The organism is Phycisphaerae bacterium, assembly GCA_017999985.1.
In the GTDB taxonomy this organism is placed as follows: Bacteria; Planctomycetota; Phycisphaerae; order UBA1845; family Fen-1342; genus JAGNKU01.
In genome coordinates this window covers 109,188-130,944 of record JAGNKU010000002.1, presented here as the reverse complement: position 1 = coordinate 130,944, position 21,757 = coordinate 109,188, and the positions used below count along the sequence as shown (strand labels likewise).

20 protein-coding genes and 1 tRNA gene are annotated in these 21,757 nt (G+C 66.3%); 8 read left to right on the top strand and 13 right to left on the bottom strand.

Annotated features, from left to right (window positions below; all coding sequences use genetic code 11):
• Positions 1 to 79: 79 nt before the first annotated feature.
• The 5 genes from KA383_04055 to KA383_04035 all read right to left on the bottom strand — a co-directional run bounded on the left by KA383_04055 (position 80) and on the right by KA383_04035 (position 4,064).
• On the bottom strand, positions 80 to 979 hold the full coding sequence (locus KA383_04055) for a hypothetical protein (GenBank protein MBP7745280.1): 900 nt from the start codon (positions 977 to 979) through the stop codon (positions 80 to 82).
• Between the two features lie 106 nt (positions 980 to 1,085).
• Positions 1,086 to 1,577, bottom strand: a complete 492-nt coding sequence (locus KA383_04050; GenBank protein ID MBP7745279.1) for a hypothetical protein — start codon at positions 1,575 to 1,577, stop codon at positions 1,086 to 1,088.
• Between the two features lie 209 nt (positions 1,578 to 1,786).
• Positions 1,787 to 1,859 (bottom strand) — tRNA-Glu (locus KA383_04045).
• A 99-nt stretch (positions 1,860 to 1,958) separates the two neighbouring features.
• Positions 1,959 to 2,840 carry an endonuclease/exonuclease/phosphatase family protein gene (locus KA383_04040; protein MBP7745278.1) on the bottom strand — a complete coding sequence of 294 codons (882 nt, stop codon included), beginning with the start codon at positions 2,838 to 2,840 and terminating at the stop codon, positions 1,959 to 1,961.
• 171 nt (positions 2,841 to 3,011) lie between these two features.
• Positions 3,012 to 4,064, bottom strand: coding sequence for a tRNA-dihydrouridine synthase (locus tag KA383_04035; protein ID MBP7745277.1), 1,053 nt, complete (start codon positions 4,062 to 4,064; stop codon positions 3,012 to 3,014).
• Positions 4,065 to 4,207: 143 nt separating this feature from the next.
• On the opposite strand from KA383_04035, the gene KA383_04030 reads away from it, so the two are divergent.
• The 6 genes from KA383_04030 (at position 4,208) to KA383_04005 (ending at position 11,857) form a co-directional block, all read left to right on the top strand.
• Positions 4,208 to 5,209, top strand: coding sequence for an LD-carboxypeptidase (locus KA383_04030; GenBank protein MBP7745276.1), 1,002 nt, complete (start codon positions 4,208 to 4,210; stop codon positions 5,207 to 5,209).
• A gap of 172 nt (positions 5,210 to 5,381) precedes the next feature.
• Positions 5,382 to 7,532 (top strand): PDZ domain-containing protein, encoded by a 2,151-nt coding sequence (locus KA383_04025; protein ID MBP7745275.1) that lies wholly within the window; start codon positions 5,382 to 5,384, stop codon positions 7,530 to 7,532.
• Between the two features lie 3 nt (positions 7,533 to 7,535).
• The gene (locus KA383_04020) at positions 7,536 to 8,396 is read left to right on the top strand and encodes a trypsin-like peptidase domain-containing protein (protein ID MBP7745274.1); all 861 of its coding nucleotides are present in this window, start codon (positions 7,536 to 7,538) and stop codon (positions 8,394 to 8,396) included.
• Positions 8,397 to 8,639: 243 nt separating this feature from the next.
• The gene (locus tag KA383_04015; protein ID MBP7745273.1) at positions 8,640 to 9,980 is read left to right on the top strand and encodes a collagen-like protein; all 1,341 of its coding nucleotides are present in this window, start codon (positions 8,640 to 8,642) and stop codon (positions 9,978 to 9,980) included.
• A 160-nt stretch (positions 9,981 to 10,140) separates the two neighbouring features.
• Positions 10,141 to 11,253, top strand: coding sequence for a 6-phosphofructokinase (locus tag KA383_04010; protein ID MBP7745272.1), 1,113 nt, complete (start codon positions 10,141 to 10,143; stop codon positions 11,251 to 11,253).
• A gap of 112 nt (positions 11,254 to 11,365) precedes the next feature.
• Positions 11,366 to 11,857, top strand: coding sequence for a YkgJ family cysteine cluster protein (locus tag KA383_04005; protein ID MBP7745271.1), 492 nt, complete (start codon positions 11,366 to 11,368; stop codon positions 11,855 to 11,857).
• A gap of 238 nt (positions 11,858 to 12,095) precedes the next feature.
• Here KA383_04005 and KA383_04000 read toward each other — a convergent pair whose 3' ends face one another.
• The 3 genes from KA383_04000 to KA383_03990 are packed head-to-tail and all read right to left on the bottom strand — an operon-like array spanning position 12,096 to position 13,003.
• Complete coding sequence (locus KA383_04000; GenBank protein ID MBP7745270.1) at positions 12,096 to 12,431, bottom strand: hypothetical protein; 336 nt, start codon at positions 12,429 to 12,431, stop codon at positions 12,096 to 12,098.
• A gap of 9 nt (positions 12,432 to 12,440) precedes the next feature.
• Positions 12,441 to 12,722, bottom strand: coding sequence for a hypothetical protein (locus KA383_03995; protein ID MBP7745269.1), 282 nt, complete (start codon positions 12,720 to 12,722; stop codon positions 12,441 to 12,443).
• 47 nt (positions 12,723 to 12,769) lie between these two features.
• The gene (locus KA383_03990) at positions 12,770 to 13,003 is read right to left on the bottom strand and encodes a hypothetical protein (GenBank protein MBP7745268.1); all 234 of its coding nucleotides are present in this window, start codon (positions 13,001 to 13,003) and stop codon (positions 12,770 to 12,772) included.
• A 231-nt stretch (positions 13,004 to 13,234) separates the two neighbouring features.
• Between KA383_03990 and KA383_03985 the strand changes: the two genes are divergently transcribed.
• Positions 13,235 to 14,554 carry a GTPase gene (locus tag KA383_03985; GenBank protein MBP7745267.1) on the top strand — a complete coding sequence of 440 codons (1,320 nt, stop codon included), beginning with the start codon at positions 13,235 to 13,237 and terminating at the stop codon, positions 14,552 to 14,554.
• Positions 14,555 to 14,658: 104 nt separating this feature from the next.
• Here the strand turns inward: KA383_03985 and KA383_03980 are convergent, their stop codons facing one another.
• The 5 genes from KA383_03980 to KA383_03960 form a co-directional block, all read right to left on the bottom strand.
• Complete coding sequence (locus tag KA383_03980; GenBank protein MBP7745266.1) at positions 14,659 to 15,645, bottom strand: aldo/keto reductase; 987 nt, start codon at positions 15,643 to 15,645, stop codon at positions 14,659 to 14,661.
• Between the two features lie 217 nt (positions 15,646 to 15,862).
• Positions 15,863 to 16,468, bottom strand: a complete 606-nt coding sequence (locus KA383_03975; GenBank protein ID MBP7745265.1) for a hypothetical protein — start codon at positions 16,466 to 16,468, stop codon at positions 15,863 to 15,865.
• 35 nt (positions 16,469 to 16,503) lie between these two features.
• A complete protein-coding gene (locus KA383_03970) occupies positions 16,504 to 17,181 on the bottom strand; it encodes a hypothetical protein (protein ID MBP7745264.1) in 678 nt (225 codons plus the stop codon).
• Between the two features lie 169 nt (positions 17,182 to 17,350).
• Complete coding sequence (locus KA383_03965) at positions 17,351 to 19,510, bottom strand: S9 family peptidase (protein ID MBP7745263.1); 2,160 nt, start codon at positions 19,508 to 19,510, stop codon at positions 17,351 to 17,353.
• 83 nt (positions 19,511 to 19,593) lie between these two features.
• Positions 19,594 to 20,601: an amidohydrolase family protein gene (locus tag KA383_03960; protein MBP7745262.1), complete on the bottom strand. Its 1,008-nt coding sequence runs from the start codon at positions 20,599 to 20,601 to the stop codon at positions 19,594 to 19,596.
• A gap of 68 nt (positions 20,602 to 20,669) precedes the next feature.
• Here KA383_03960 and KA383_03955 point away from each other — a divergent pair, with 68 nt between their 5' ends.
• Entirely contained in the window at positions 20,670 to 21,752 is a 1,083-nt protein-coding gene (locus tag KA383_03955; GenBank protein ID MBP7745261.1) for a hypothetical protein, read from the top strand.
• The last annotated feature ends 5 nt before the right edge of the window (positions 21,753 to 21,757 follow it).

The window sequence follows — 21,757 nt, the reverse complement described above, 5'->3', positions numbered from 1 at the left end:
CCGGCGGCCGGCGCGGCAATCCCGCCCGGCCGCCGGGCTGTTTGCGCGGACAGGAACCCAGGTGAGCCCGCAACGGCGCTTACGGCTTCGCGGCACCAGGTGGACGTGCGTCGCGCGCAGCGAGCTGACGTCGCAGGGCGCGGCGCATGCGACGCCGTTCCAGCCACAGCACGGGTACGGACATGGCGAGCACGGCGAGTTGAACCCGCGTCCAGCACCTTTCGCTACCCGCGGGCAGCCACGTCTCAGATTCAAAGACTATCAGCACCGCTGCGACGAACAGTGCGAGTCTGCTCCACGTCTTGCACTCCTTCGCCGCGGACTTGCACGCTGCGTACCGGGCGCTCGCATCGGAGAACTGGGCCAGCTCCGGAAGCCAGCCAAACCGGGACTTGTAGTACCAATGGGGAATGCTCTGTTCAGACACGATTCGCGTGCCGCATTCGGGACACACGCCGGACGTGTTGCCGGTCAGGTCGTAGTCGCACGTCGGACACTTGCCCGGCGTAATGGGCAGCCGCCAGGCGCGTGAGAATGCCCAGAGCGGCAACGACATCATGCCCCAGGCCACGAGCGGCATGGCGACGCCAATGAGGGGAATGCCGATATCCCACCAGAACGAATAGCGTGGGATGCCGCTGGCGCGAGCCTCCACGTATCGTCGGTACTGCTCACCGCCCTCCGCTGCCGCCAACCACACGGCCGCCAGGAGCGGCGGGACAATGACCGGCCACAAGCGCGCCTCACGCGGCGGCCGGCCGCTGATCCCGTGCATGATGCCACCGGCCGCCAAACCAACAAACGGCCACAGAAAGAGCCCCTGCCACAGCCAGTGGTCGAGCGCGCGCGTATCCGGCGTGCGCAAGTAGAAGCCAGTGCATTCGGCGACGGCGAAACACACCACGAGCACCGCGACCATGCCCGCGACCACCGCCGGCGGAAGTATCCAGGGGCGTTCGCTCATATCGCTTCGCATCATACTCTGCGAATCCCCGGCGTCGTCGGGTCGGCTTCAGCCGACCGGAGTCTGCCACCGGCTTCAAGCCGGTGGTGAAGAGGGTGGACGCATAGTACCACAGCCGGCTTCAGCCGGGCTTCGTGTCCGGTGGCAGGATGGCCGTGCCGCACTCCGGACACCGCCCGCTGACGTTGCCGGTCAGGTTGTAGCCGCAACCAGCACACAACGGCGACGGCATGTGCCGGATGATCAATTCATAGACGACCCTCGCATCCGCCACGTGGCGGAAATGCATGGGCACGCCAAGCTCAGCTCCAGTGCCGAGACGCGTGCCACGATCGCCGAAGTAGACACTGCCGGTGCCATTGCGGTGTAATTCGAGCTCAACCCGGCAGGGGAAGCGCAGCAGGATCGTCCGAACCCTCGTCCCCACCAGCCTTCGCGTGACGGTAATCGCACGTTGGGTGGTCAGCGCGTACGTCAGAATCGAGTTTCGTTCAAACCGGTGAATCAGGGGTGCCGCAAGCAGGATGACGCCCCAAAAAGCGATGACGATCGCCATCCCGAACGTCCCACCGTCTTCGCCGAGGTAGTAATGCACGGCGAACGCGATCAGCACAAGCCCGATGCAGACGGCTAGCCAGTCGGCACCGCGCCACCTGTACCCGGGCGAAGGGCGACCTGTCCAGAGAAGACGTTCTCCCGGCAGGAAGCTCCGGCGCAGTGCTTCGATCGCACGATTTGCGTTCACTCGACCACCTACCATCGTAACGCAACGACCGCGCGCAAGAAAAACCCCCTGATCGCTCAGGGGGTTCTGGTTCGAAGCGCCCCCACGGGGACTCGAACCCCGGTCTCCAGGATGAGAACCTGATATCCTAGGCCACTAGACGATGGGGGCCGGCGCTCGGCCGCTCTGACAGCCGAGCACATTACCTTAGCGTCGCACCCACCCCGCGTCAACCGGACTCCCGGACCGGGAGGCAACCGCCGGACGCACTCAGGTGCCCGCCGCGCCCGCGGCCAATTGCACCGTCGCCGTCACCGGGAAATGGTCCGACGGGTACCGCCCGTCGTGCTTACGCCGATCGACGTCCGCATCCACCGCCTTGCACCGCCGGTTGATGAGAATCCAGTCGATGCGTCCGCCGCGCGGCTGGCCGGTGAAGGCGTGATAAGTCCCGCCGACGCCCGGCGCCTTGTCGTTGGGCTGCGTGTCAGTGAGGGCCGCAGGCGAGCCGCAGTCGCGCAGCAGCGCCTGGTAGGGGGCCGAGCCCGGCGCGCAGTTGAAATCACCCAACACGATGACCGGCTTGCCGCCCAGCGATTCCACCAGCCGGCTCACCATCTTCGCCGACTCGACCCGCGCCTTTTCGCCCTCGTGATCGAGGTGCAAATTGACCACCGTCAGGTCGGCGAACAGCGCCTCCTTGAACCGCAGCCGCACCCAGGTCGCCATCCGTGGCAATGCAGCATCCCACCCGACGCTGCCCGGCCTTTCCGGCGTTTCGCTGAACCAGAAATGGCCGGAGTCCACCAGCGTGAACTTGCTCTTGCGATAGAAGATCGGGACGAATTCGCCCTTCTCGCGGCCATCGTCGCGCCCAACGCCGACGAAGCCGTAATCCTGCAGGGCTTCGCGCAGCTCGGCCGCCTGCGGCGCGAGGACCTCCTGCAGGCCCAGTACATCGGGCTGCTGATCGCGGATCGCCTGGAAGGCCAGTTCACGCCGCGCCTCCCAGCGGTTGGGCCCGTCGTCCGCCGTCCCGTAGCGAATGTTGAACGACATGACCCGGAAAGGGGCCGGCGCGGCACAGCCACCATTGAGTGCGCCGAGCGCCGCCGGAATCGCCGTCAGGATAACAGTGCGACACAGACCCATGAGTCGAGCCACTCCTTCGGATGACAACGCGGCTGCGTCTCCGTCGCGGTCACAGCCCGGCTCGTGCCAGGCCGACAAATACCGATAACCGTCACCGCTGGCAGACAGAACCGGCCAGCCGCCAGATCGGCCATCGTCTGCCTGGAGTTTGCTAATCAAAGTTGCGGAAGGCTACAGCATCGCCCCGGCCGCGACCAGTTCACCGGGCCCGGTTTTGCGCCGGCCGGGAGGCCAGTCGCGGCCGGGATCGTACCATGTCGCCAGCACGTCCAGCCACTGCTCGGGCGTCATGGCGTGCACGAATGCGGCACGGACGTCGCGTGGATGGGCGTGGGCTTCCGAGTACTTGATGCCGAACTTGCGCATGAGCTTGACGGCGATGCGCGGGCCATAGGCGGCGACCGCCAGATCGAAATGGGCCCGGATAACCTGACCCTGTTCGGGGACGGACGGCGCGTCCGGCAGGGGGGCACCGGCAAGCGCGGCGCGGGCTTCGCGAAAGATCCACGGGTAACCGATGCAGCCGCGGGCAACCGTGACGCCATCGACGCCGGTCAGCTCCAGCATCCGGCGGATGTCCTCGGCGGAGTAGAGGTCGCCGCTGCCGAGGATCGTGCGGTCGCCGGCGTGGCGTTTGACGCGTGCCAGGAAGCCCCAATCGCTGGCGCCCATGTAGCGTTGGCGGACGGTGCGGCCGTGGACGGTGATCGCGGCGAGCCCCAGCTCGAACGCGGCATCGAAGATCCGGAAGAAGTTGCGTTCGCTCTCCGGCGAGTCGTCGAGCCCGCGGCGCATCTTCAGCGTCACCGGCACGTGCGGCGGAACGGCGTCGCGAACAGCCCGCAGAATCTCGATCGCCGTCTCCGGTGTCGAGAGCAGGAATCCGCCGCGGCAGCGCCCGAGCACCTTCTTCACCGGGCAGCCGAAGTTGATGTCGACGGCATCGTAGCCGCGCTCGGCGAGCACGGCGGCCGCCGCGGCGAAGAGTCCCGGCTCGGCGCCCATGAGCTGTCCGGCGATCGGATGATCGGCGGGGTCGAGCGTGCCGAGCAGCTTCTCGCGGGCCTTCAGGGATTGGACGACGGACTTGTCGAGGACGACTTCGTGGAGGGCGTAGGGTGCGCCCATCTGCCGCGCGATCATGCGCATGGGCGCGTCGCTGTACCCAGACAGCGCCGCCTGCACGACGGGAAAGTCGAACTCGAGATGGCCGATCTTCAACATCGTTTCGATTATAGTGCCAGCCAGCGCGGAACCGTCCACCTGAGCGGTCTAGGAGCCGGAAGCCAAGCGCCCGGTCGCGAGGGACCGACCTGCTTGGGGGATCGACCTCTGGTCGGTCGAACGAGTGAAACTGCGAGGTGCCAATGTCGAATCGCCAGACGTCGCCCAACCGTGTCCACATGCTCGCCCACGCCAACCCGCTCGCGCCCGATGCGGCGCGCTTCAAGATGTCCGTCCAGGAATACGTCGCGTTCGCACGCGAGCATCTGCCGCGGCCGCTGCGGCTGACGTGCAACATGAAGATCATGGCGGCGATCGAGAACGAGCGCCGCGGTGGGCGCACCGACGATGCGCTGCGCATTCGCGATATCCAAAACGCCATCGACGACCCCCGGACGCTGGCCATCGTCGCCGCCAGCGGTGGGGCGTACCTGTCGCGCATCCTGCCGCACCTGGACCTCAGCCGCCTAACCCGTCGGCGCACGCCGTTGTGGACCCTCGGGTTCAGCGAGATGTCCACGCTGGTTGGCTGGGTGGCGAGCTACAAGTGCGGACGCGGGCTGTACTGGCTGTGCCCGAACTGGCTCGGCTCGAACATCCGCCCGGTGGAGGCGGCCCGCGACGCGTTGGCGGAATACTGGCGGACACTGCCGGAGATCTTCGCGGGGCAGACGCCGGAGCGCCCGAGGCACCTGTACTTCGCGCCGCTGCACGGCGCGGTGGTCAACGGCCGCGTCAAGTCCGGGCGTATACGGCTGGTCGGCGGTTGCCTCGCCGTGCTGGCTGCGGTGGTGGGGGGGCCGCTGGGACGGCTGCTGCGACCGGACCGCAAGTGGCTCATGCTCGAAGATCTGAAGGAGACGCCGTACCGCATCGACCGCCACCTGGCCGCCATGAAGCTGGCCGGCTGGTTCGACCGGGCGGCGGGCGTGCTCATCGGCGACTTCCACAATCTGCACGAAGACACGCAGCCGGCGGTATTGGAGCTATTGAAGTATCACCTGCCCCCGCAACGCCGCTTGCCAGTGATCATTACGAAGTCGTTCGGGCATGTCTGGCCGATGTCGCCGGTGCCGCTGAACCGGCCTCTGCAGTTGGACGTGAAGCGCGGCGCGGTGACGATCGAGTCGTTGCCGCAGCGCTAACGTGGCGCCGCACGGCTTGCCGCCGGTGCCGGCATCCGGTATCAAGCGGCCTGGCGCCGGCGCGGCGAGTGGCGCAGCGTGGTGCTACGATCATCCTTCGCGGGGTCTGCCGCGCGAGGTCCAGCCTATGTCAGTCTGCCGGGAACGGAATTATCACGCGGGGCGTGCTGCCGTGACGTTGTGCGCGGTCCTGACGCTGTGGCTTGCTGCCGGAGCGTGCGCGCCACGTGCGGCTGAACCGGCCGCGCGTCCGGAGGAGCCCGCGCACCTGCACAGCGACCAGCCGGCGCAGGTGCGCACGGACGAACCCGGGCGCCTGCGCGAGCACCTCCAACAGATCGTCGCCCGCGCCCGGGACCGTGTCTTCCCCGCGCTCGTCAACATCCACGTCGTCACCGTCAACTACTGGGGCGGCAAGGAGCAGAAAGGCGCCTCCGTCGGCAGCGGCACGATCATCTCGCCCGACGGCTACGTCGTTACGAACCAGCACGTCACCAACAAGGGCCGCAAGTTCAAGTGCACGCTCACGGACCAACGCGAGCTCAGCGCGGACCTCGTCGGCGAGGACCCGCTGACCGACCTGGCCGTGCTGAAGCTCGACGTTGCGTCCCTCGGGCCGGAGCCGAACCTGCCCGTGGCCCAGTTCGGCGATTCGGCGGAACTGACCATCGGCGACACCGTCATGGCGATGGGCTCCCCGTTCGCCCTGTCGCGCTCCGTTACGCTCGGGATCGTCTCGAACACGGACCGCGTGTTCAGCAGCGAGTACGGCGGCGACGAAATGGAGGAGATGGAACTCGACTACGGGCAGCGCACGGGCGTGTTCACGAACTGGATCCAGCACGACGCCGCGATCCAGCCTGGCAACAGCGGCGGTCCGCTCGTGAATCTCAAGGGCGAGGTCGTGGGTGTCAACGAGCTGGGCGGCGACCAGATGGGCTTCGCCATCCCCAGCCGCCTCGTACGCACCGTCGTGGACGCGCTCATCCGCGACGGCGAGGTCATCCGCAGCGACATCGGCGTGAGCTTCAAGGCGATTCAGCGCACCGGGCTGACGCGGGGCGTGCTGGTCAATTCCGTGGACCGCGAGGGGCCCGCGGGTCGCGCGGGCATCGAGGCCGGCGACGTGATCGTGGCGATCCAGGGTGAGCCGATTACCGTGCGCTTCCTCGAGGAAGTGCCGCCGCTCATGAAACGCATCGCCGATCTGCCGGTTGGCGCGGAGCTGCGCGTCGAGTACGAGCGCGCAGGCTCAGCCGCGACCGCGACCATCATCACCGAGCGGCTGCAGAAAGACCGCGGCGATGAAACCGCCTTCCGCGGCTGGGGGCTGGCCACGATGGACATCACGCGCAAGCTGGCGCGCGATCGTCGGCTTGACAGCTCTGACGGCGTCCTGATCACCAGCACGCGCTCCGGCGGACCGGCCGCGGTCGCCGAGCCGCCGCTCGTGCCGGGCGACGTGCTGCAGGCGATCGATCGACAGCCGGTCAAGGATCTGGCAGCGCTCGTCAAGCTGTATGGGGAGATCATGGCGCGCAAGCCTTTGCCGGACTACCTGCTGATCGAGTTCACGCGACAAGGCGAGCAGCAGGTGACGCTGATCAAGCCGAAACCGGAGGAGGAGCCGGACTCGCCCCGGGAAGTGCGCAAGGCATGGATCGGCATCGCGACGCAGCCGTTGTTGAAAGACCTGGCCGAGCAGCTCGGATACGCGGACCGCACGGGTTTTCGCGTGACGCGCGTTTACCCCCGCACGCGAGCGGCCCAGAGCGACCTGCGCGTAGGCGACGTGATCGTTGGTCTGAACGGTGAAGAGCTGAACCTGCGCGGTCTGCAGGATGCCGGCCTGCTGGCGCGGCAGGTGCGACGCCTCGATATCGATGCGCAGGCCACGCTGACCGTCCTGCGCGACGACCAGACCGTGCAGGTCGTCGTGCCGCTGGAACCGACGCGCCTGACCGTGGAGGAGGCGCGCCGCGACCACAACCGTGATTTCGACCTGGTCGTGCGCGAGCTGACCTTCTTCGACCGCGACGAAAACCGCTGGGATGACGACGTCGAGGGCGTCCTCGTCGAGCAGGTCGAGGACGCGGGCTGGGCCGGCCTCGGCGGCATTCAGCCGGGCGATCTCATTCAACAGATCAATGGCCAGCCGGTGACCGGCTTGCCCGTGTATCGCAAACGCATGGCCGACGTGACGGCCGCGCAACCGGAGCGCGTGGTCTTTGTCGTGTTGCGCGGCGTGCGGACGCATTTCCAGTTTGTCGAGCCGGATTGGAACCCGCAGGCCAGCCCCGCGGACAGAAGTGGCGAGGAGTAACTCATGTTGAATGCACGTTCGGGTTGGCGATGGCTTGGCGCACTGGGGCTCGGGCTTTGGCTTGGGCCGCTGACGCTGGCGGCGAACGAGGACGCGATCGAGGCTGAGTACGAGCACGTGCGCAAGACGCACGCGCCGGCGCTGGTCACGATCAAGTTCGTCCAGAAGACCCAGGGCAGCATGGGCAACTATGCCGGCGAGAACGAGATCAACGGCGTGATGATCGCGCCTGGCGGCCTCGTGCTGTGCTCCAACACGCTGCTGGGTGGCGGCCGCGCGCGCTATCGCGATGGCCGCTCGGTGCCCACCGACATCAAGGTGCTCATCGGCGACGACACCGAGGGCCTGCCCGCCACCTACGTCGCGCGCGACACCGAGCTCGACCTGGCCTGGCTGCAGATCAAGGACGTCGGCGACCGCCGGTTCGCGAGCGTCGAGCTCGACGCCGCGGTTCGCGCCAACATCAAGCCGCGCCTGGGCCAGCGGCTGCTGACCCTTGGCGTGATGGGCCGCTACTTCGGGCAGGAAGTGCTCGTCAGCGAGGGCCAGGTGGCCGGCCGCACGCACAAACCGCGCGAGCTGTATGTCGTCCGCGGCTCGCTGGACACCGACCCCGGCCTGCCGATCTTCACCGCACAGGGCGAGCTGGTCGGCTTCGCCTGCGTGCAACAGCCCGATGCGGATGAAGTCAGCGGCAACGCCGCCAACCTCCTGGCACGCGGCCGCGGCTTGGTGCTGCCGGTCGAGACCGTCGCCAAGGCCACCGCCCGCGCCCGCGAGGTGCGGGACAGTGAGGAAGCGGCAGCCCAACTGGAACCCGCCGACGAAGCACCGGAGCAGGACGAGCCCGGCGAAGAGGAGTAGGGGGCCTCGTACAGGCACGGCCGCGTTGCGGACGCGAAGCATCCCTGTTACGCCCGGGTCGCACGTCCGAGAATACATGCGCTCTCGCCGTCGCGCATGTTGTCCAAGAGCAACAACACGACGTTACTTACCTAGCCCACCCCGCAATCCGATACGCCGGCAGGACATCGCGGGGATGCTGAATCCCTAGGAGGCAGCATGAGACGCACGCTACGGAATGCTCTGCCGGCAAGGATTTCGACGATGCCTTTCTGGAGCCTCGCTCTATCGGCTCCACTCCTGCTGATCACGCTCGCCGGTTGCCCGGATTTGACACTCCAGATCAACGACAGCAACGGCGTCACGGCCGGACTGGTGGCCCAGGAGCGCTCGTGCTGGGACCTCAACGAGGACGGCATCGGTGACCCGTCCGAGGACATCAACGGTGATGGGAACTTCGACGAGTTGGATTGCGATAGCCACATGGGGCCGGCAGGGCCAACCGGACCGGAAGGCCCCGCCGGGGCCGATGGCATCTCGTGCTGGGACCTCGACGGTGATGGCCAAGGCGACCCGGAAGAGGACGTGAATGACGACGGCGCGTTCAATGCGCTGGACTGCGCCGGCACCCCTGGCGCGACCGGCGCGACCGGACCGGCGGGGCCTGCAGGCCCGACCGGCGCCACGGGACCCGAGGGACCGCCCGGCGACGGTACCACGTACGGTAACGGGTCGGCCGGACCCAAGGTCGTGAGCGTCAGCACGACCCTCACGGACACGGACCTCCGCTACACGGATTTCACGATCAACACGGGAATCACGCTGACGGTTCCCAGCGGGGCCGTCATCCGCTGCACCGGCAACTTCACCAACAATGGCACCATTGTTGTTCAGACCAGCGCGCGCGGCGGCACGCAGAACGGCACCGCCCCAGTGGTGGGTCTTAGTGATTCCCCGGCGCACCCGGGTGTCACCCTCAGTGCCGCGGCTGCGGGGGAATACGGCAGCAACGCCACCACACGCGTTGGCGGTGCCGGCGGAGTCGCGCCGAGCGCTTTCGCGGCGCGGTACATCTACCTGCCCGGAGCAAACGCCGGCGGCGGCGGCGGCGGCGCGCGCGCCGCACTGGGTGGCTACGGCGGCGGCTCACTGGTCGTGCTGGCACAGCTCGGCGTCGTGAACTTTGGGACCATCACCGCGAACGGTGCGGCCGGCGCGGGTAACTGCGGCGGCGGAGGGGGCGGGATCGTCGTTCTGGCTTCGTCCGGCCTGGTAGCGAACTCCGGCACGATCAACGCGCTGGGGGGCAACGGTGGTGCCAGCAGCGCGGCGGCGGGAGCTGGTGGTGGTGGTGGCGGCGGCATCGTCCACCTCATCGGCCCCAACGTTGTGCCCGGGACGATCAACCTCCAGGGCGGCGCTGCCGGATCGACGGCGGTCTCGATCACTGCGGACCCACGACAGGGCGGCGGCGGTGGGGGGGCATGCGGCGGCAACGGCGGCGGGGGCGGAAGCGTCACGGCTGCCGGTGCGGCGAGTGCCGCCACCGCCGGGTCAACCGGGCAATTTCTGACGACCTATATAGACCCCATCTGGCTGTATTGATTCACTGGTCGGGCGCGGCTGGCCGGGGGGGACGCGGGGAGCGTGGCATATCGCCAACAGGGGAGGCGCTGTACATTACCCCGTCGTCAAAATCCGCCGATCATTGGATAGTGTCGCAATTGCGGCGAGCTTTATCGGACACGGGGCAGCGGAGTTGCGCATGGCGTCGGGACACAAAGTGACTCGCATCGGGATCATGACAGGCGGTGGGGATTGTCCGGGACTCAACGCCGTCATTCGTGTCGTCACCAAGGCGGCGATCAACGAACTGGGGGCGGAGGTGTGGGGGATCGAGGACGGTTACCTCGGTCTCATTCGCAATCGCATGCGGGTTCTGGATTGGCAGGATGTGTCCAACATCCTCACCGCCGGCGGGACGATCCTGGGCACATCCAACCGCGCCGACCCCGCCCGGTTCGCGGTCGGGCAGGACGCCTCTGGCAAGCCCATCTTCGAGGATGTCACCAATCGGGTCATCGAGCACATCGCCGAACGCGCCCTCGACGTCGTCGTCTGCATCGGCGGCGATGGCACGATGACCGGTGCGGCCGGTCTAATCAAGCACGGCGTCCGCTGCGTCGGCGTGCCGAAAACGATCGACAACGACCTGATGTCCACGGACCTGACCTTCGGCTTCACCACGGCAGCCCAGACCGCGACCGAGTGTCTTGATCGCATCCACTCAACCGCTTCAAGTCACCACCGCGTCATGCTGGTCGAGCTCATGGGCCGCAACGCCGGCTGGCTGACTCTGCATGCCGGTCTGGCGAGTGGCTCCGACGTGATCCTCATTCCTGAGATCCCGTACGACGTGGACGCAGTGTGCGAAGAATGCCTGCGCCGCAGTCAGCTCGGTAAGCGCTTCACGCTCATCGCCATTTCCGAGGGGGCGGCGCCGAAAGGGGGACACCAGACCGTGGAGAAGATCGTGCACGACAGTCCGGACCCGGTTCGCCTGGGCGGTGTGAGCACGGTCCTGGCCGCTCAGATCTCGGAGAAGACCCACCTGGAAACGCGGGCCACGATCCTCGGCCACGTTCAGCGCGGCGGCACGCCGGTGGCGTACGACCGCGTTCTGGCGACCGCGTTCGGCTACGAGGCCGTCCGGCTCATCCAGAAACAGGAATGGAACCAGATGGTGGTGCTGCGGCAGGGGCGTACCAGCACTGTGCCGATCGAGTCGGTCGCCGGCCAACAGCGCACCGTGCCCGTCGACGATCCAATGATCGCAATGGCACGGGCCGTCGGCGTCTGCATGGGCGATCAACAGTAGTCTTGGTGCGTGCGCGCGCACGTTCTTGGACAGCAGGGGGGCTGCTTGCCGATTGCGCCCGCTCTGGCTTTACTCTCTGCCCGGCGACCAGACCCGCTGAGGTACCAAACACATGGCCGGCATACTCTGTGAACACTGCACGGCGGCGTGCTGCCGCTATATTGCGCTGCCCATCGACACGCCTGAAGATGAGGCCGACTTTGACGATATTCGCTGGTTTCTGATCCACGAACGAGTCTCGGTCTTCGTCGAGGACGGCGACTGGTACATTTCGCTCGAATCCCCGTGCCGTCATCTGCAGCCCGATCATCGTTGCGGCATTTACGAGACCCGGCCCAAGATCTGCCGCTCGTACTCGGCCGACGACTGCGACTACCATTCCGGCGACTACGGCTGGGAACAGCATTTCACCTGCGCCGCGCATCTAGACGCCTACATCCGCGCGCATCCGCCTCGGCTGAACACCGATACGCGCCGGGCACGGCAGCGCGCGAGACTAATCGCCATGCCGCGCCGCGCGCGGCAACAATGCGCAGCCGACGCACAACCCGCGCAGCGCGATCGCAATCACGTAGCGCTGCCGATACTGCCGTTCAGCGATTGAAGTGCCCGTGTGGGTGGAGTGCGCGAGGGAAGGATAGATCGGCCGAGGTTTGGGCTGCGCGCCCGGGCAGAAGACGGGTGCGGACGGCGTGAGAGGGGCGTTCACCGCTGGTGGTAGCGAGTGGGAATACTTGATGCGTAACGTCCGATAAGATATATTATGTTGAGTCACGAAACCCCGAACACTGGCCCAGCCGCATGCTCCCCCAAGCTCACAGTTTTACGATCACCCTCGTGCGTCAACGCCGCGCCGGGGCGCGCTGCTCCACGCCCACCGGCTTCGGCAGTTGGTCCAGCGGCGCGCCATTCAGAATGTTCAACACTTTGTCGTTGTAGTCGAACTCGTAAATGATCATCCGGCGGGCAGCCGCATCGATGACGACTACGCCTTCCGTCGTTTGTGAAAGCTGCTGCGTCAGAAGAATGTAATCGCCCGCGCGGTCGTTCATGCCCACAGCCTGAGCCGGCGGCTGCCACACCAGCAACAGCCCCACGAACAGGATGCAGGACGTGATGCTCAGCACGCCGATCGCGAAAGTACGGCCGTCGAGCGGGTGGGCGGTCTTGGGGTCCATCGCGGCACCTCAATTGTTGCGGAAATCGCGTTCGAGGTCGCGGTAGCCGGCGTACTTCAGCTCCCGGCTGCCCTTGATGAAATAGAACGCATGCAGCGTGCGTTCACGCAGGTCAATCAGGTACAACGCGTCAAACTCGCTCTGGATGCGGCCGGCGACCACCATGTAGTTCGCCGCCAGGCCCGTGCCTTGCGCGAGCGCCGTGCGGGGCGTGCTCGCGAACAGGCCGATCGCCGTCAGCAGGAGCAGATTCACGCAGACGAGCACGGTCAGCCACGTGGTCTTGTTCATGGCAGGCTCCGCAGAGGCGGCCGCGGCGCTGGGGCCTGCGGCCGGGATTAGTCCAGGTGCGTACGGTGCGGATTCTTGAACGCCGCCAGGAGACAGCCGATGATCATCACCGTGGCGGCGATCCACTCAATGTACGGTGATCGTTCTGGCAGGTAGCTGATGCCGGGTTCTCGCCAGATCGTCTCGTCCTTGTCCTGAGCGGAGACCGGGGCTGCGCACAGCGTGAGGACGGTCACGACGACAACACCAAGGCGGGCAAGTGTTTGTGACCACGAACGCATCGTCGGGCTCCATGGAGGGCGGCAATTCACCCGCTGCATAGTACGGAGCGCCGGCCCACAGGACAAGGCCCCCCTGCCCGCGGGCGCCAGCCGCCGCTTGAGTAAATATGCAGGCCCGGCTATGTTCTGGGCCGCAGCGATGGACTGCGCCCAGCACGGATGCTTGGCGCCTGAGCAGCCAGCTGCCGCGACGTACCAAACCCCTCTCAAGGCCAGAGTGGACGCGAGTTTATGAACCAAGCGAGCCGCAGAGTCATCATCATGGGCGCCGCCGGGCGCGACTTTCACGATTTCAACGTCTACTGGCGCGACAACCCCACCGTCGAAGTGGTCGCCTTCACCGCGGCGCAGATCCCGGACATCGACGGGCGCGTGTACCCCCCTGCTCTCGCCGGACCGCGCTATCCGCAAGGGATTCCAATCTACGCCGAGGACCAGATCACCGACCTTATCCGTCAGCACAACGTGGGCCTTGTCGCGCTGGCATACTCGGATTTGCCGCACGAAGTCGTGATGCACAAGGGCGCGCTCGTCAACGCCGCCGGCGCCGACTTCTGCATGCTCGGTCACCGGCACACGATGCTCAGGAGCAGCAAGCCGGTGATCGCCGTCTGTGCGGTCCGCACCGGCTGCGGCAAGAGCCAGACATCGCGGGCCGTCGTGCGCCTGCTGAAGAAGGCCGGCAAGAAGGTCGCGGCGGTCCGGCACCCGATGCCCTACGGCGACCTGACGAAGCAGATCTGCCAGCGTTTCGCGACGCTGGCCGACCTCGATGCGCACGAGTGCACCATCGAGGAACGCGAGGAGTACGAGCCGCATATCGAGGCGGGCAACCTGGTCTTCGCCGGCGTGGACTACGAGAAGATCCTGCGGGCCGCGGAAGCCGAGGCGGACGTCGTGCTGTGGGACGGCGGCAACAATGACATGCCGTTCTACAAGCCGGACCTCTTCATCACGGTCGTCGATCCGCACCGTCCGGGCCACGAAGTGCGCTACTACCCGGGCGAGACAAACCTGCGGATGGCCGACGTCATCGTCGTCAACAAGGTGAACACGGCGAGCAAGAAGGACGTCGCGACCGTGCTGGCCAACATCAAGACTGCGAATCCGCGGGCCCGCGTCATCATGGCGGATTCACCCGTATTCGTGTCCGAGCCGAAGCAGATCAAAGGCAAGAAGGTACTCGTGGTCGAGGATGGGCCGACGCTCACGCATGGCGAGATGAAATACGGCGCCGGCCACATCGCGGCGAAGAAGTTCGGCGCCAAAAAGCTGGTTGATCCGCGTCCGTACGCCGTCGGCAGCATCAAGAAGACGTTCGCGAAATACACGCACGTCACCGAAGTGCTGCCGGCGATGGGCTACGGACAGAAGCAGATGAAGGAGCTCGAGCGGACGATCAACGCCGTCCCGTGCGACCTCGTGCTGATCGGTACGCCGATCGACCTGGGGCGCATGCTGAAGATCAACAAGCCGTCTCTGCGCGTGACATACGAGCTGGAAGAACGCACGCCCGGGAAGCTGGCCGCGGCCGTCAAGGCGGTCTTGTAGCAACACGGACTGAACAACGCGGCAACCGAACGCCCGCGCGCGGATCGCGGCTTCCACGCCGGCCCTGGCCCCACTTCGCGAGGCAGGGACTTTGCGGCTTGCGCTCAGCGACTGACCATCTCCATGTACGCCTGCGGGTACCGCGTGCCCGCGGCGACGCCCGGCGGTGCGATTTCCGCGATCCGGCGCAGATCGTCCGGCGTAAGACGAATGTCCGCCGCGGCGGCGTTCTCCTCGAGATAGCGGCGCCGCTTTGTTCCGGGGATCGGCACGATATCGTCGCCCTGTGCGAGCACCCACGCGAGTGCGAGCTGCGAGGGCCGGCAGCCCTTCTCCGCGGCGAGTTCCTCGACCTTCTTAACCAGCGACATGTTGCGGTGAAAGTTGTCGCCCTGGAAGCGTGGCGAACCCCGCCGCCAGTCATCCGTCGCGAGATCGTCCGGCCTGCGAATCCGCCCGGTCAGGAAGCCGCGGCCAAGCGGGCTGTACGCGACAAAGCCGATGCCCAGCTCGCGGCAGGTCGCGAGAATCTCGTGCTCCGGATCGCGGGTCCACAACGAGTATTCCGACTGCAACGCGGTGATCGGATGGACCTTGCATGCCCGCCGCAGGGTCTGCGGCCCCGCCTCGGACAACCCGAGATAGCGCACCTTGCCCTGCTTTACGAGTTCCGCCATCGCTCCGACCGTGTCCTCGATCGGCGTGTCCGGGTCGACGCGGTGTTGGTAGTAGAGGTCGATGGTGTCGACGTTCAGCCGTTTCAGGCTCGCCTCGCACGCGGCCCGCACATATTCGGGTCGACCGTCGACGCCGCGGGCCGCGGCATCGCCGGTGCGCACGATGCCGAACTTCGTCGCGAGGACGACGTGGGCACGTCGGCCGCAGATCGCGCGTCCGACCAGCTCCTCGTTCTTAAACGGGCCGTACATGTCCGCCGTGTCGAGGAAGTTGATGCCCAGCTCCAGCGCGCGGTCCAACGTCGCGAGCGACTCGCGCTCGTCTGCGGCGCCGTAGAACTCCGACATCCCCATGCACCCCAGACCGAGTGCCGAGACGCGCAAGCCACCGCGGCCGAGAGAACGCATTTGCATGTGCAGCTCCTTACGTCAGAGGTCGGTCACACCGGGCAGCGTCAGCCGCGCCAGGCCGTTGCCGCACGTTGGCGCGCAGCGCCGCCCGTCAGGCAGCACGCGTGATTGTAGGCCGCGCGTGCCATTCACAAAAAGGGCAGAGTCCGGTTCGCCGGGCGAATAGGTACGCGCGCCCGGGAACACGGACTCTGCACCCCAACCCCCGCATCCCCTCCGCTCAAGGCATGACGACGGTCTCCGTGAAGCACGTCCACCCGTCGAAGTAGTCATACCAGCACAGCTCGACGGTGTAAGTCCCCGGTGCCAGACCAACGACCGTCGCCATCGGCTCGTAGCAGCACAGGCAGTAACACGGCAGGGTCAGGATTTCCTCCTCTTCCAGGTGGACGACGTTGCCCGTGACAGTCAGCGTGATCGCGATGTCGTCCAGGCAGCAGTTGTATTCCGCGTTTTCGTGCCGCATGTGCAGCACGCCGTCGGCGACCCAGAACGCCACCACATCGGGGTCGCAGAACGCATCGCGGCCGCCCCCGGGCAGCTCACAGTCGCCATGCGACGTCGCGCCGATATGCGGCGGGCCGCTGGCGAGCCGTGCGACGAACGGGTTGATATCACGAAAATCGACCGCGCCGTCACCGTTGAGGTCGGCGTTGTTCCGAGGACAGTCTGGATACGCCACTTCGTAGGCCGCAGGGTTGGCGAGGGCCAGAACAAACGCGTTGATGTCGGCGAAATCGAGCACCCCATCACAGTTCATGTCCCCAGCCGCCCAGACCGGCAGAATGGACAAGGTCACCCACACGGCTGTCACCGCAGTGCACATCTTCCGCACTCCCTTCGTACACCTGGCCCGTCCGCTCAGGGCACAACGATCGTCTCAACGTGGCACGTCCACCCGCTGTCCGCGTCGAGCCAGCACAGTTCCACCGTGTACGTGCCCGGCGGCAGTCCAACGACCGTCGCCGTCGGTTCGTAGCAGCACAGGCAAGGACACGGAACCTGCAGCAGGATCTCCTGTTCCTCCAGGTGGACGACCACACCAGCGACGAGCAGCGATATCTCGATGTCGTCCGCGCAGCAGTTGTACTCCGCGTTCTCGTGCTGCATGTGCAGCACGCCATCCGTGACCCAGAATGTGACGACGTCTTCCGGGCAGAAGATGCCGCGGCCACCCGTGGGCATGATGCACTCACCCGGCGAGCTCTCGCCGATGTGCGGCGGGCCGCTGGCGAGCCGTGCGACGAACGGGTTGATATCACGAAAATCGACCGCGCCGTCGTCGTTCAGGTCTGCATTGCTCACTGGACAACCGGGATACTGCGTCGCGTATGCCGTGGGGTCTGAAAGCGCGAGGACAAACACGTTGATATCGCCAAAGCTGACCGCGCCGTCGCAATTCACATCGCCCGGCGACCACGTGTCACGCGGGCCAGTCCCTTCGGCGAGCGTTCCGGGCGGGTCGCTTGCCGGCCCCATAGCTGCAAGGGTTGCGACCCCCATCAGAATCAGCAGGCACAAACCGCAGCGTCCCACCATCACGACGCTCCTCCGCGCCCCTGATATCCAACCACACTGCCCACGGCCGGCACCATAGGCACAGGCGACGCGCAATTCTTGCCTAAGAAGAGTCTAAACGGCCGGAACCGCTTCCGACAAAGATTTGCGTGCGACTTTCTCGCGCATCGTCGCGCGGCCGGTCCGCGCCTCAGTCCATTGCCGCCGCTGTGCCCGCCGGTTTGACGTCCAGCACGCGCATCAGAAACGCATATTGGTCGCTGATTTCCTCGATGATCTTCTGCGTCGGCTTGCCCCCGCCATGCCCCGCCTTGGTCTCGATGCGAATCAGCACGGGGTTGCCGCAGCCTTGCGCCGCCTGCAGCGCCGAGATGAACTTGAAGCTGTGCGCCGGCACCACGCGGTCATCGTGATCTGCCGTCGTCACCAGCGTCGCCGGATAGCACGTGCCCGGCTTCAGGTTGTGCAGCGGGCTGTACTTCAGGAGTGTCTTGAACGCCTCGGGCTCGTCCGGCGAGCCGTAGTCCGAAGTCCACGCCCACCCGATCGTGAACTTGTGGAACCGCAGCATGTCCATTACCCCGACCGCCGGCAGGCACGCCCCGAACAGGTCCGGCCGCTGCGTCATGCAGGCCCCCACCAGCAGCCCGCCGTTGCTGCCCCCGCTGATCGCGAGTTTCTGTGCGCTGGTGTACTTGTTCGCGATCAGCCACTCCGCCGCCGCGATGAAATCGTCGAAGCAGTTCTGCTTGTTCGCGAGGCGGCCGGCGTCGTGCCAGGCCTTGCCGTATTCGCCGCCGCCGCGGATGTTGGCCAGCGCGAACACGCCGCCGAGTTCCATCCACACGAGGCGTGAAATCGAGAAATACGGCGTCATCGAGGCGTTAAAGCCGCCGTAGCCGTAGAGCATGGTCGGGTTGTGGCCGTCGAGCTGGATGTTCTTCTTGTGGGTGATGAACATCGGGATGCGCGTGCCGTCCTTGCTGTTGTAGAAGACCTGTTGCGTCGTGTACTGCGCGGGGTCGAAATCGACCTGCGGCTGGCGGTACACGGTGCTCGCGCCGCTCGGCATGTCGTAGCGGTAGATCGTGTTCGGCATGTTGAAGCTGGTGTACGAGTAGAAGGTCTCGGTGTCGCGGCGCTTGCCGCCGAAGCCGCCCGCCGTGCCCACCCCCGGCAGCGCCACGTCGCGGACATGCTGGCCGCGGAGGTCGAACATCCGCACCTGCGTGTACGCGTCCTTCAGGTAGTGCGCGATGAACGTGTCGTTGACGAGCGTGACTCCGTCGAGCGTTTCCGCGGCTTGCGGGATGATTTCCTTCCAGTTGGCGCGCTCCGGCTGGCGCGTGTCGATCGCGATCACCCGGCCGCGCGGCGCGTCCAGGTCGGTGAAGAACCAGAACACCGGGCCGTCGTTGTTGATGAACCCGTATTGGGCGTCGAAGTCGTTCAGCAGTTCGATCGTCTGGCCGTCGCCCGTTGCGAGGTCCTGGAAGTAAACGCGGTTCTTGCGTTCCGTGCCCTGCGTAATGGTGATGACCAGGTACTGGCCGTCCTCCGTGACCTCGCCCGCGAAGCCCCATTCCTTCTGGTCCGGCCGGCTGTAGACCAGTTTGTCATCGACCTGCGCCGTGCCCAGCTTGTGATACCACAGCTTCTGGTAGTAATTGGTATCTTTGAGCTGGTCGCCCTTCGGTTCATCGAACCGGCTGTAGTAGAACCCCTGGCCGTCTTTCGTCCACGATGCCCCCGAGAACTTGATCCACTTCAGATGGTCGTCCAGGTCCCGGCCGGTGTCGATGTCGCGCACGCGATACTCGACCCAGTCCGAGCCGGCGGTCGACAATCCATACGCCATCCGCTTGCCGTCCTCGCTGATCGACAGGCCGGCCAGCGCGACGGTCCCATCCTCGGACAGCTTGTTCGGGTCGATCAGCACGCGCGGCTCGCCGTCGAGCGAATCGAGCACGTAGAAGACGGATTGCGCCTGCAGCCCGTCATTCTTCGAGTAGAAGTAGCGGCCACCCTCCTTGAACGGCAACCCGTAGCGCTCGAAGTCCCATAGCTTCGTCATGCGCTCCTTGATTCGCTCGCGCGCCGGAATCTCGCCGAGGAACCTGAACGTGACCTCGTTCTGCGCCGCCACCCAGGCCGCGGTCTCCGGCGAATCGAGGTCTTCGAGCCAGCGGTACGGGTCGGCGACTTTCACGCCGTGCAGTTCGTCGACCTGATCGACGGTCTTGACCTTGGGATAGGTTAGTGCGGCCTCTCCCGCACCTGCATTCTGGGCACTCGCGACAGTGGCCAATCCCAGAATCGACGTGACAACCAGGAACATGCGCGTGTACATGCGTTACTCCATGATCAGCGTTTTCGAGCCCTTGCCGTGCGGTCGATGATAGCCCCCCGGCCGCCAATCGTCACCCCCGCTTCTCAGCCGTCGAGCGGCCCGTGCCCCAACCGCACGGCATTGTCGTAGTACAGTTTGCGCAGGACCTCATCCGGCAGCGCCAGCCCCGCCAACCGCGGCGGATCGTCGGCGTCCGGATCCTCGATCGGGCTCTCGCCGCGGTAGTCGGTTTCCCACATCACCTGGTGGCACCAGTACCGGCTGGCGTAATGCTCGAAGCCGTAGTCGCCACCCACGACGAGGTCGCTGCCAAACAGTACACGGTCCTGTTTGCGAATCATGAAGTCGCGCAGCGCGTCCGGCTGCCGGGCTACGGCGCGCACGACCCACTTCGTCGCACTGCTGTCGAGGTATAGATTTGGATAGCGGTCGAGCAGCCGCTCCAGGAACTCCGGTTCCTCGCAGTTACCGCCCATGTGCGCCGCGATCACCGTCCGCGGCGCAACGCGCTCCAGCAGGAATTCGAGTTGCGTGTACTGCTCGTGCTTCGTCCCGAAGCGTGCCGCGTCGGCGTAGCGCCCCCCGGGCGCGAACCACTCGCTCGGGTCGCCGACATGGACCATGAAGTCATAGCCCAGCTCGACGCCACGGCGAATCAGCGGGGCAAAGAAGGCGTCTTGCAGTCGCAGGCCGTACTCGCCTCGCATCGGCGGCGCCAGCCAGAACTTCATCCGCCGCGCTCCCAATGCGCGAAACGCCTCCAGATCCGCCAGCCACTGCCGCTGAAACGCATTCGAGCTCGACAGATCACGCCAGCGCGGGACCGCAATGAACGACAGCCGCTCCGGATACGCGGCCCGCAACGCCTCGACCTCGTCGAGCGGCGTCATCGTCACGATGTGGCCGACACCGTACGCATCCGCCGCCGCGAAGAACTGCGCCGCGCTGGCCATGTGCCGCACGTGTGTGTGCACGTCGATGATGGGCGTTTGCAGGCGGCGCGGCGGCGCCGGGCGGTATGGCAGGCCCAGCCGGTTCGCTGGCGAGCGGCGCGCGGTCGTCGGCGTTTCGTCGTCGTGATGCTGGCTCACGGGTTCTCCTGTGGACCGGACCCGGCCGGCTTGTGGCCCGGCCGCCGTACCGGATAATAGAGCATAGGATGTTTCGGCGCTTTCGTCACAAGCTGCTGCTGCTGTTGCACGCGGGCATCCTGCTCAGCGGGGCCATCGCCCTGCTGCTCGAGCCGTCCGCCTGGCAGGTCATCCTGATCTGCACGCTCGGTTCGTTGCTGACCGCGTTGATTTGCGGACGCGTCGCACGCTACTACCTGCACGCCACGCTCGGCCGGCTCAGACGCGTAGCCGACGACATCGGGCACGGCCGGCCGGCGATCACGCTGGACGCCCAGCCCGGCGACGACATGTACAAGCTCATCTCCGCCGTCAACGTCCTCGCCGCGCGCCTGACCGAGGCCAGCCGCCAGCAGGCGCGCCTGCACGAGGAACTGCGCCGCCGTGAGCGGCTCGCGTTTCTGGGTGAACTGGCTGCGAGCGTGGCCCACGAGGTGAACAACCCGCTCGACGGCGTGCAGAACTGCACGCGCATCCTGCGTCGCTCGCTGGCCGATCCGCAGCGCGCCGGCCAGATGCTCGACTTGATCGACAGTGGCTTGGAGCGCATCGAGCTCATCGTGCGTCGGCTGTTGACCCTCGCGCGCGAGCAGGCCATGCGCAGCACGGAGACGCGCCTCTCCGATGTCGTGAACCGGGCGATCGAGGTCGTTACCCCGAAGATCGACGGTCGCGGGATCCGCCTTACCCGTGAGATCCACACTGACGACGATCGTGCGCTCGCGGATCAGCCCCTCCTGGAGCAGGTCTTCGTGAACCTGATGCTCAACGCCGCCGACAGTATGCCAGACGGCGGCGACCTGCGCGTGGTCGTCCGCCGCGAGGTCCAGACACTCGGTGCCCCCGGCGACACCCCCGCCCACGCCCTCTGTATCGACGTGGCCGACACGGGCACGGGCATTGCGCCCGACGTGTTGCCGCACATCTTCGAGCCGTTCTTCACGACGAAGACCGGGGGCAAGGGCACGGGCCTCGGCCTCGCGATCGCCGCCCGGATCGTCGACGCCCATCACGGGTCCATCAACGTCTCGCCCGGCGACGCCGGCGGATCGCTCTTCACCGTCCGCATCCCCGCCATGGCGACGCCGGTGGCCGAGCCCGCCGCGCCGTAACCTGC

Bases quoted from the DNA above. Each gene is read 5' to 3' on its own strand.
- KA383_04055 (MBP7745280.1), bottom strand. From the start codon at position 979: ATGATGCGAAGCGATATGAGCGAACGCCCCTGGATACTTCCGCCGGCG.
- KA383_04040 (MBP7745278.1), bottom strand. From the start codon at position 2,840: ATGGGTCTGTGTCGCACTGTTATCCTGACGGCGATTCCGGCGGCGCTC.
- KA383_04035 (MBP7745277.1), bottom strand. From the start codon at position 4,064: ATGTTGAAGATCGGCCATCTCGAGTTCGACTTTCCCGTCGTGCAGGCG.
- KA383_04030 (MBP7745276.1), top strand. From the start codon at position 4,208: ATGTCGAATCGCCAGACGTCGCCCAACCGTGTCCACATGCTCGCCCAC.
- KA383_04020 (MBP7745274.1), top strand. From the start codon at position 7,536: ATGTTGAATGCACGTTCGGGTTGGCGATGGCTTGGCGCACTGGGGCTC.
- KA383_04015 (MBP7745273.1), top strand. From the start codon at position 8,640: ATGCCTTTCTGGAGCCTCGCTCTATCGGCTCCACTCCTGCTGATCACG.
- KA383_04010 (MBP7745272.1), top strand. From the start codon at position 10,141: ATGGCGTCGGGACACAAAGTGACTCGCATCGGGATCATGACAGGCGGT.
- KA383_04005 (MBP7745271.1), top strand. From the start codon at position 11,366: ATGGCCGGCATACTCTGTGAACACTGCACGGCGGCGTGCTGCCGCTAT.
- KA383_04000 (MBP7745270.1), bottom strand. From the start codon at position 12,431: ATGGACCCCAAGACCGCCCACCCGCTCGACGGCCGTACTTTCGCGATC.
- KA383_03995 (MBP7745269.1), bottom strand. From the start codon at position 12,722: ATGAACAAGACCACGTGGCTGACCGTGCTCGTCTGCGTGAATCTGCTC.
- KA383_03990 (MBP7745268.1), bottom strand. From the start codon at position 13,003: ATGCGTTCGTGGTCACAAACACTTGCCCGCCTTGGTGTTGTCGTCGTG.
- KA383_03985 (MBP7745267.1), top strand. From the start codon at position 13,235: ATGAACCAAGCGAGCCGCAGAGTCATCATCATGGGCGCCGCCGGGCGC.
- KA383_03980 (MBP7745266.1), bottom strand. From the start codon at position 15,645: ATGCAAATGCGTTCTCTCGGCCGCGGTGGCTTGCGCGTCTCGGCACTC.
- KA383_03975 (MBP7745265.1), bottom strand. From the start codon at position 16,468: ATGTGCACTGCGGTGACAGCCGTGTGGGTGACCTTGTCCATTCTGCCG.
- KA383_03970 (MBP7745264.1), bottom strand. From the start codon at position 17,181: ATGGTGGGACGCTGCGGTTTGTGCCTGCTGATTCTGATGGGGGTCGCA.
- KA383_03965 (MBP7745263.1), bottom strand. From the start codon at position 19,510: ATGTACACGCGCATGTTCCTGGTTGTCACGTCGATTCTGGGATTGGCC.
- KA383_03955 (MBP7745261.1), top strand. From the start codon at position 20,670: ATGTTTCGGCGCTTTCGTCACAAGCTGCTGCTGCTGTTGCACGCGGGC.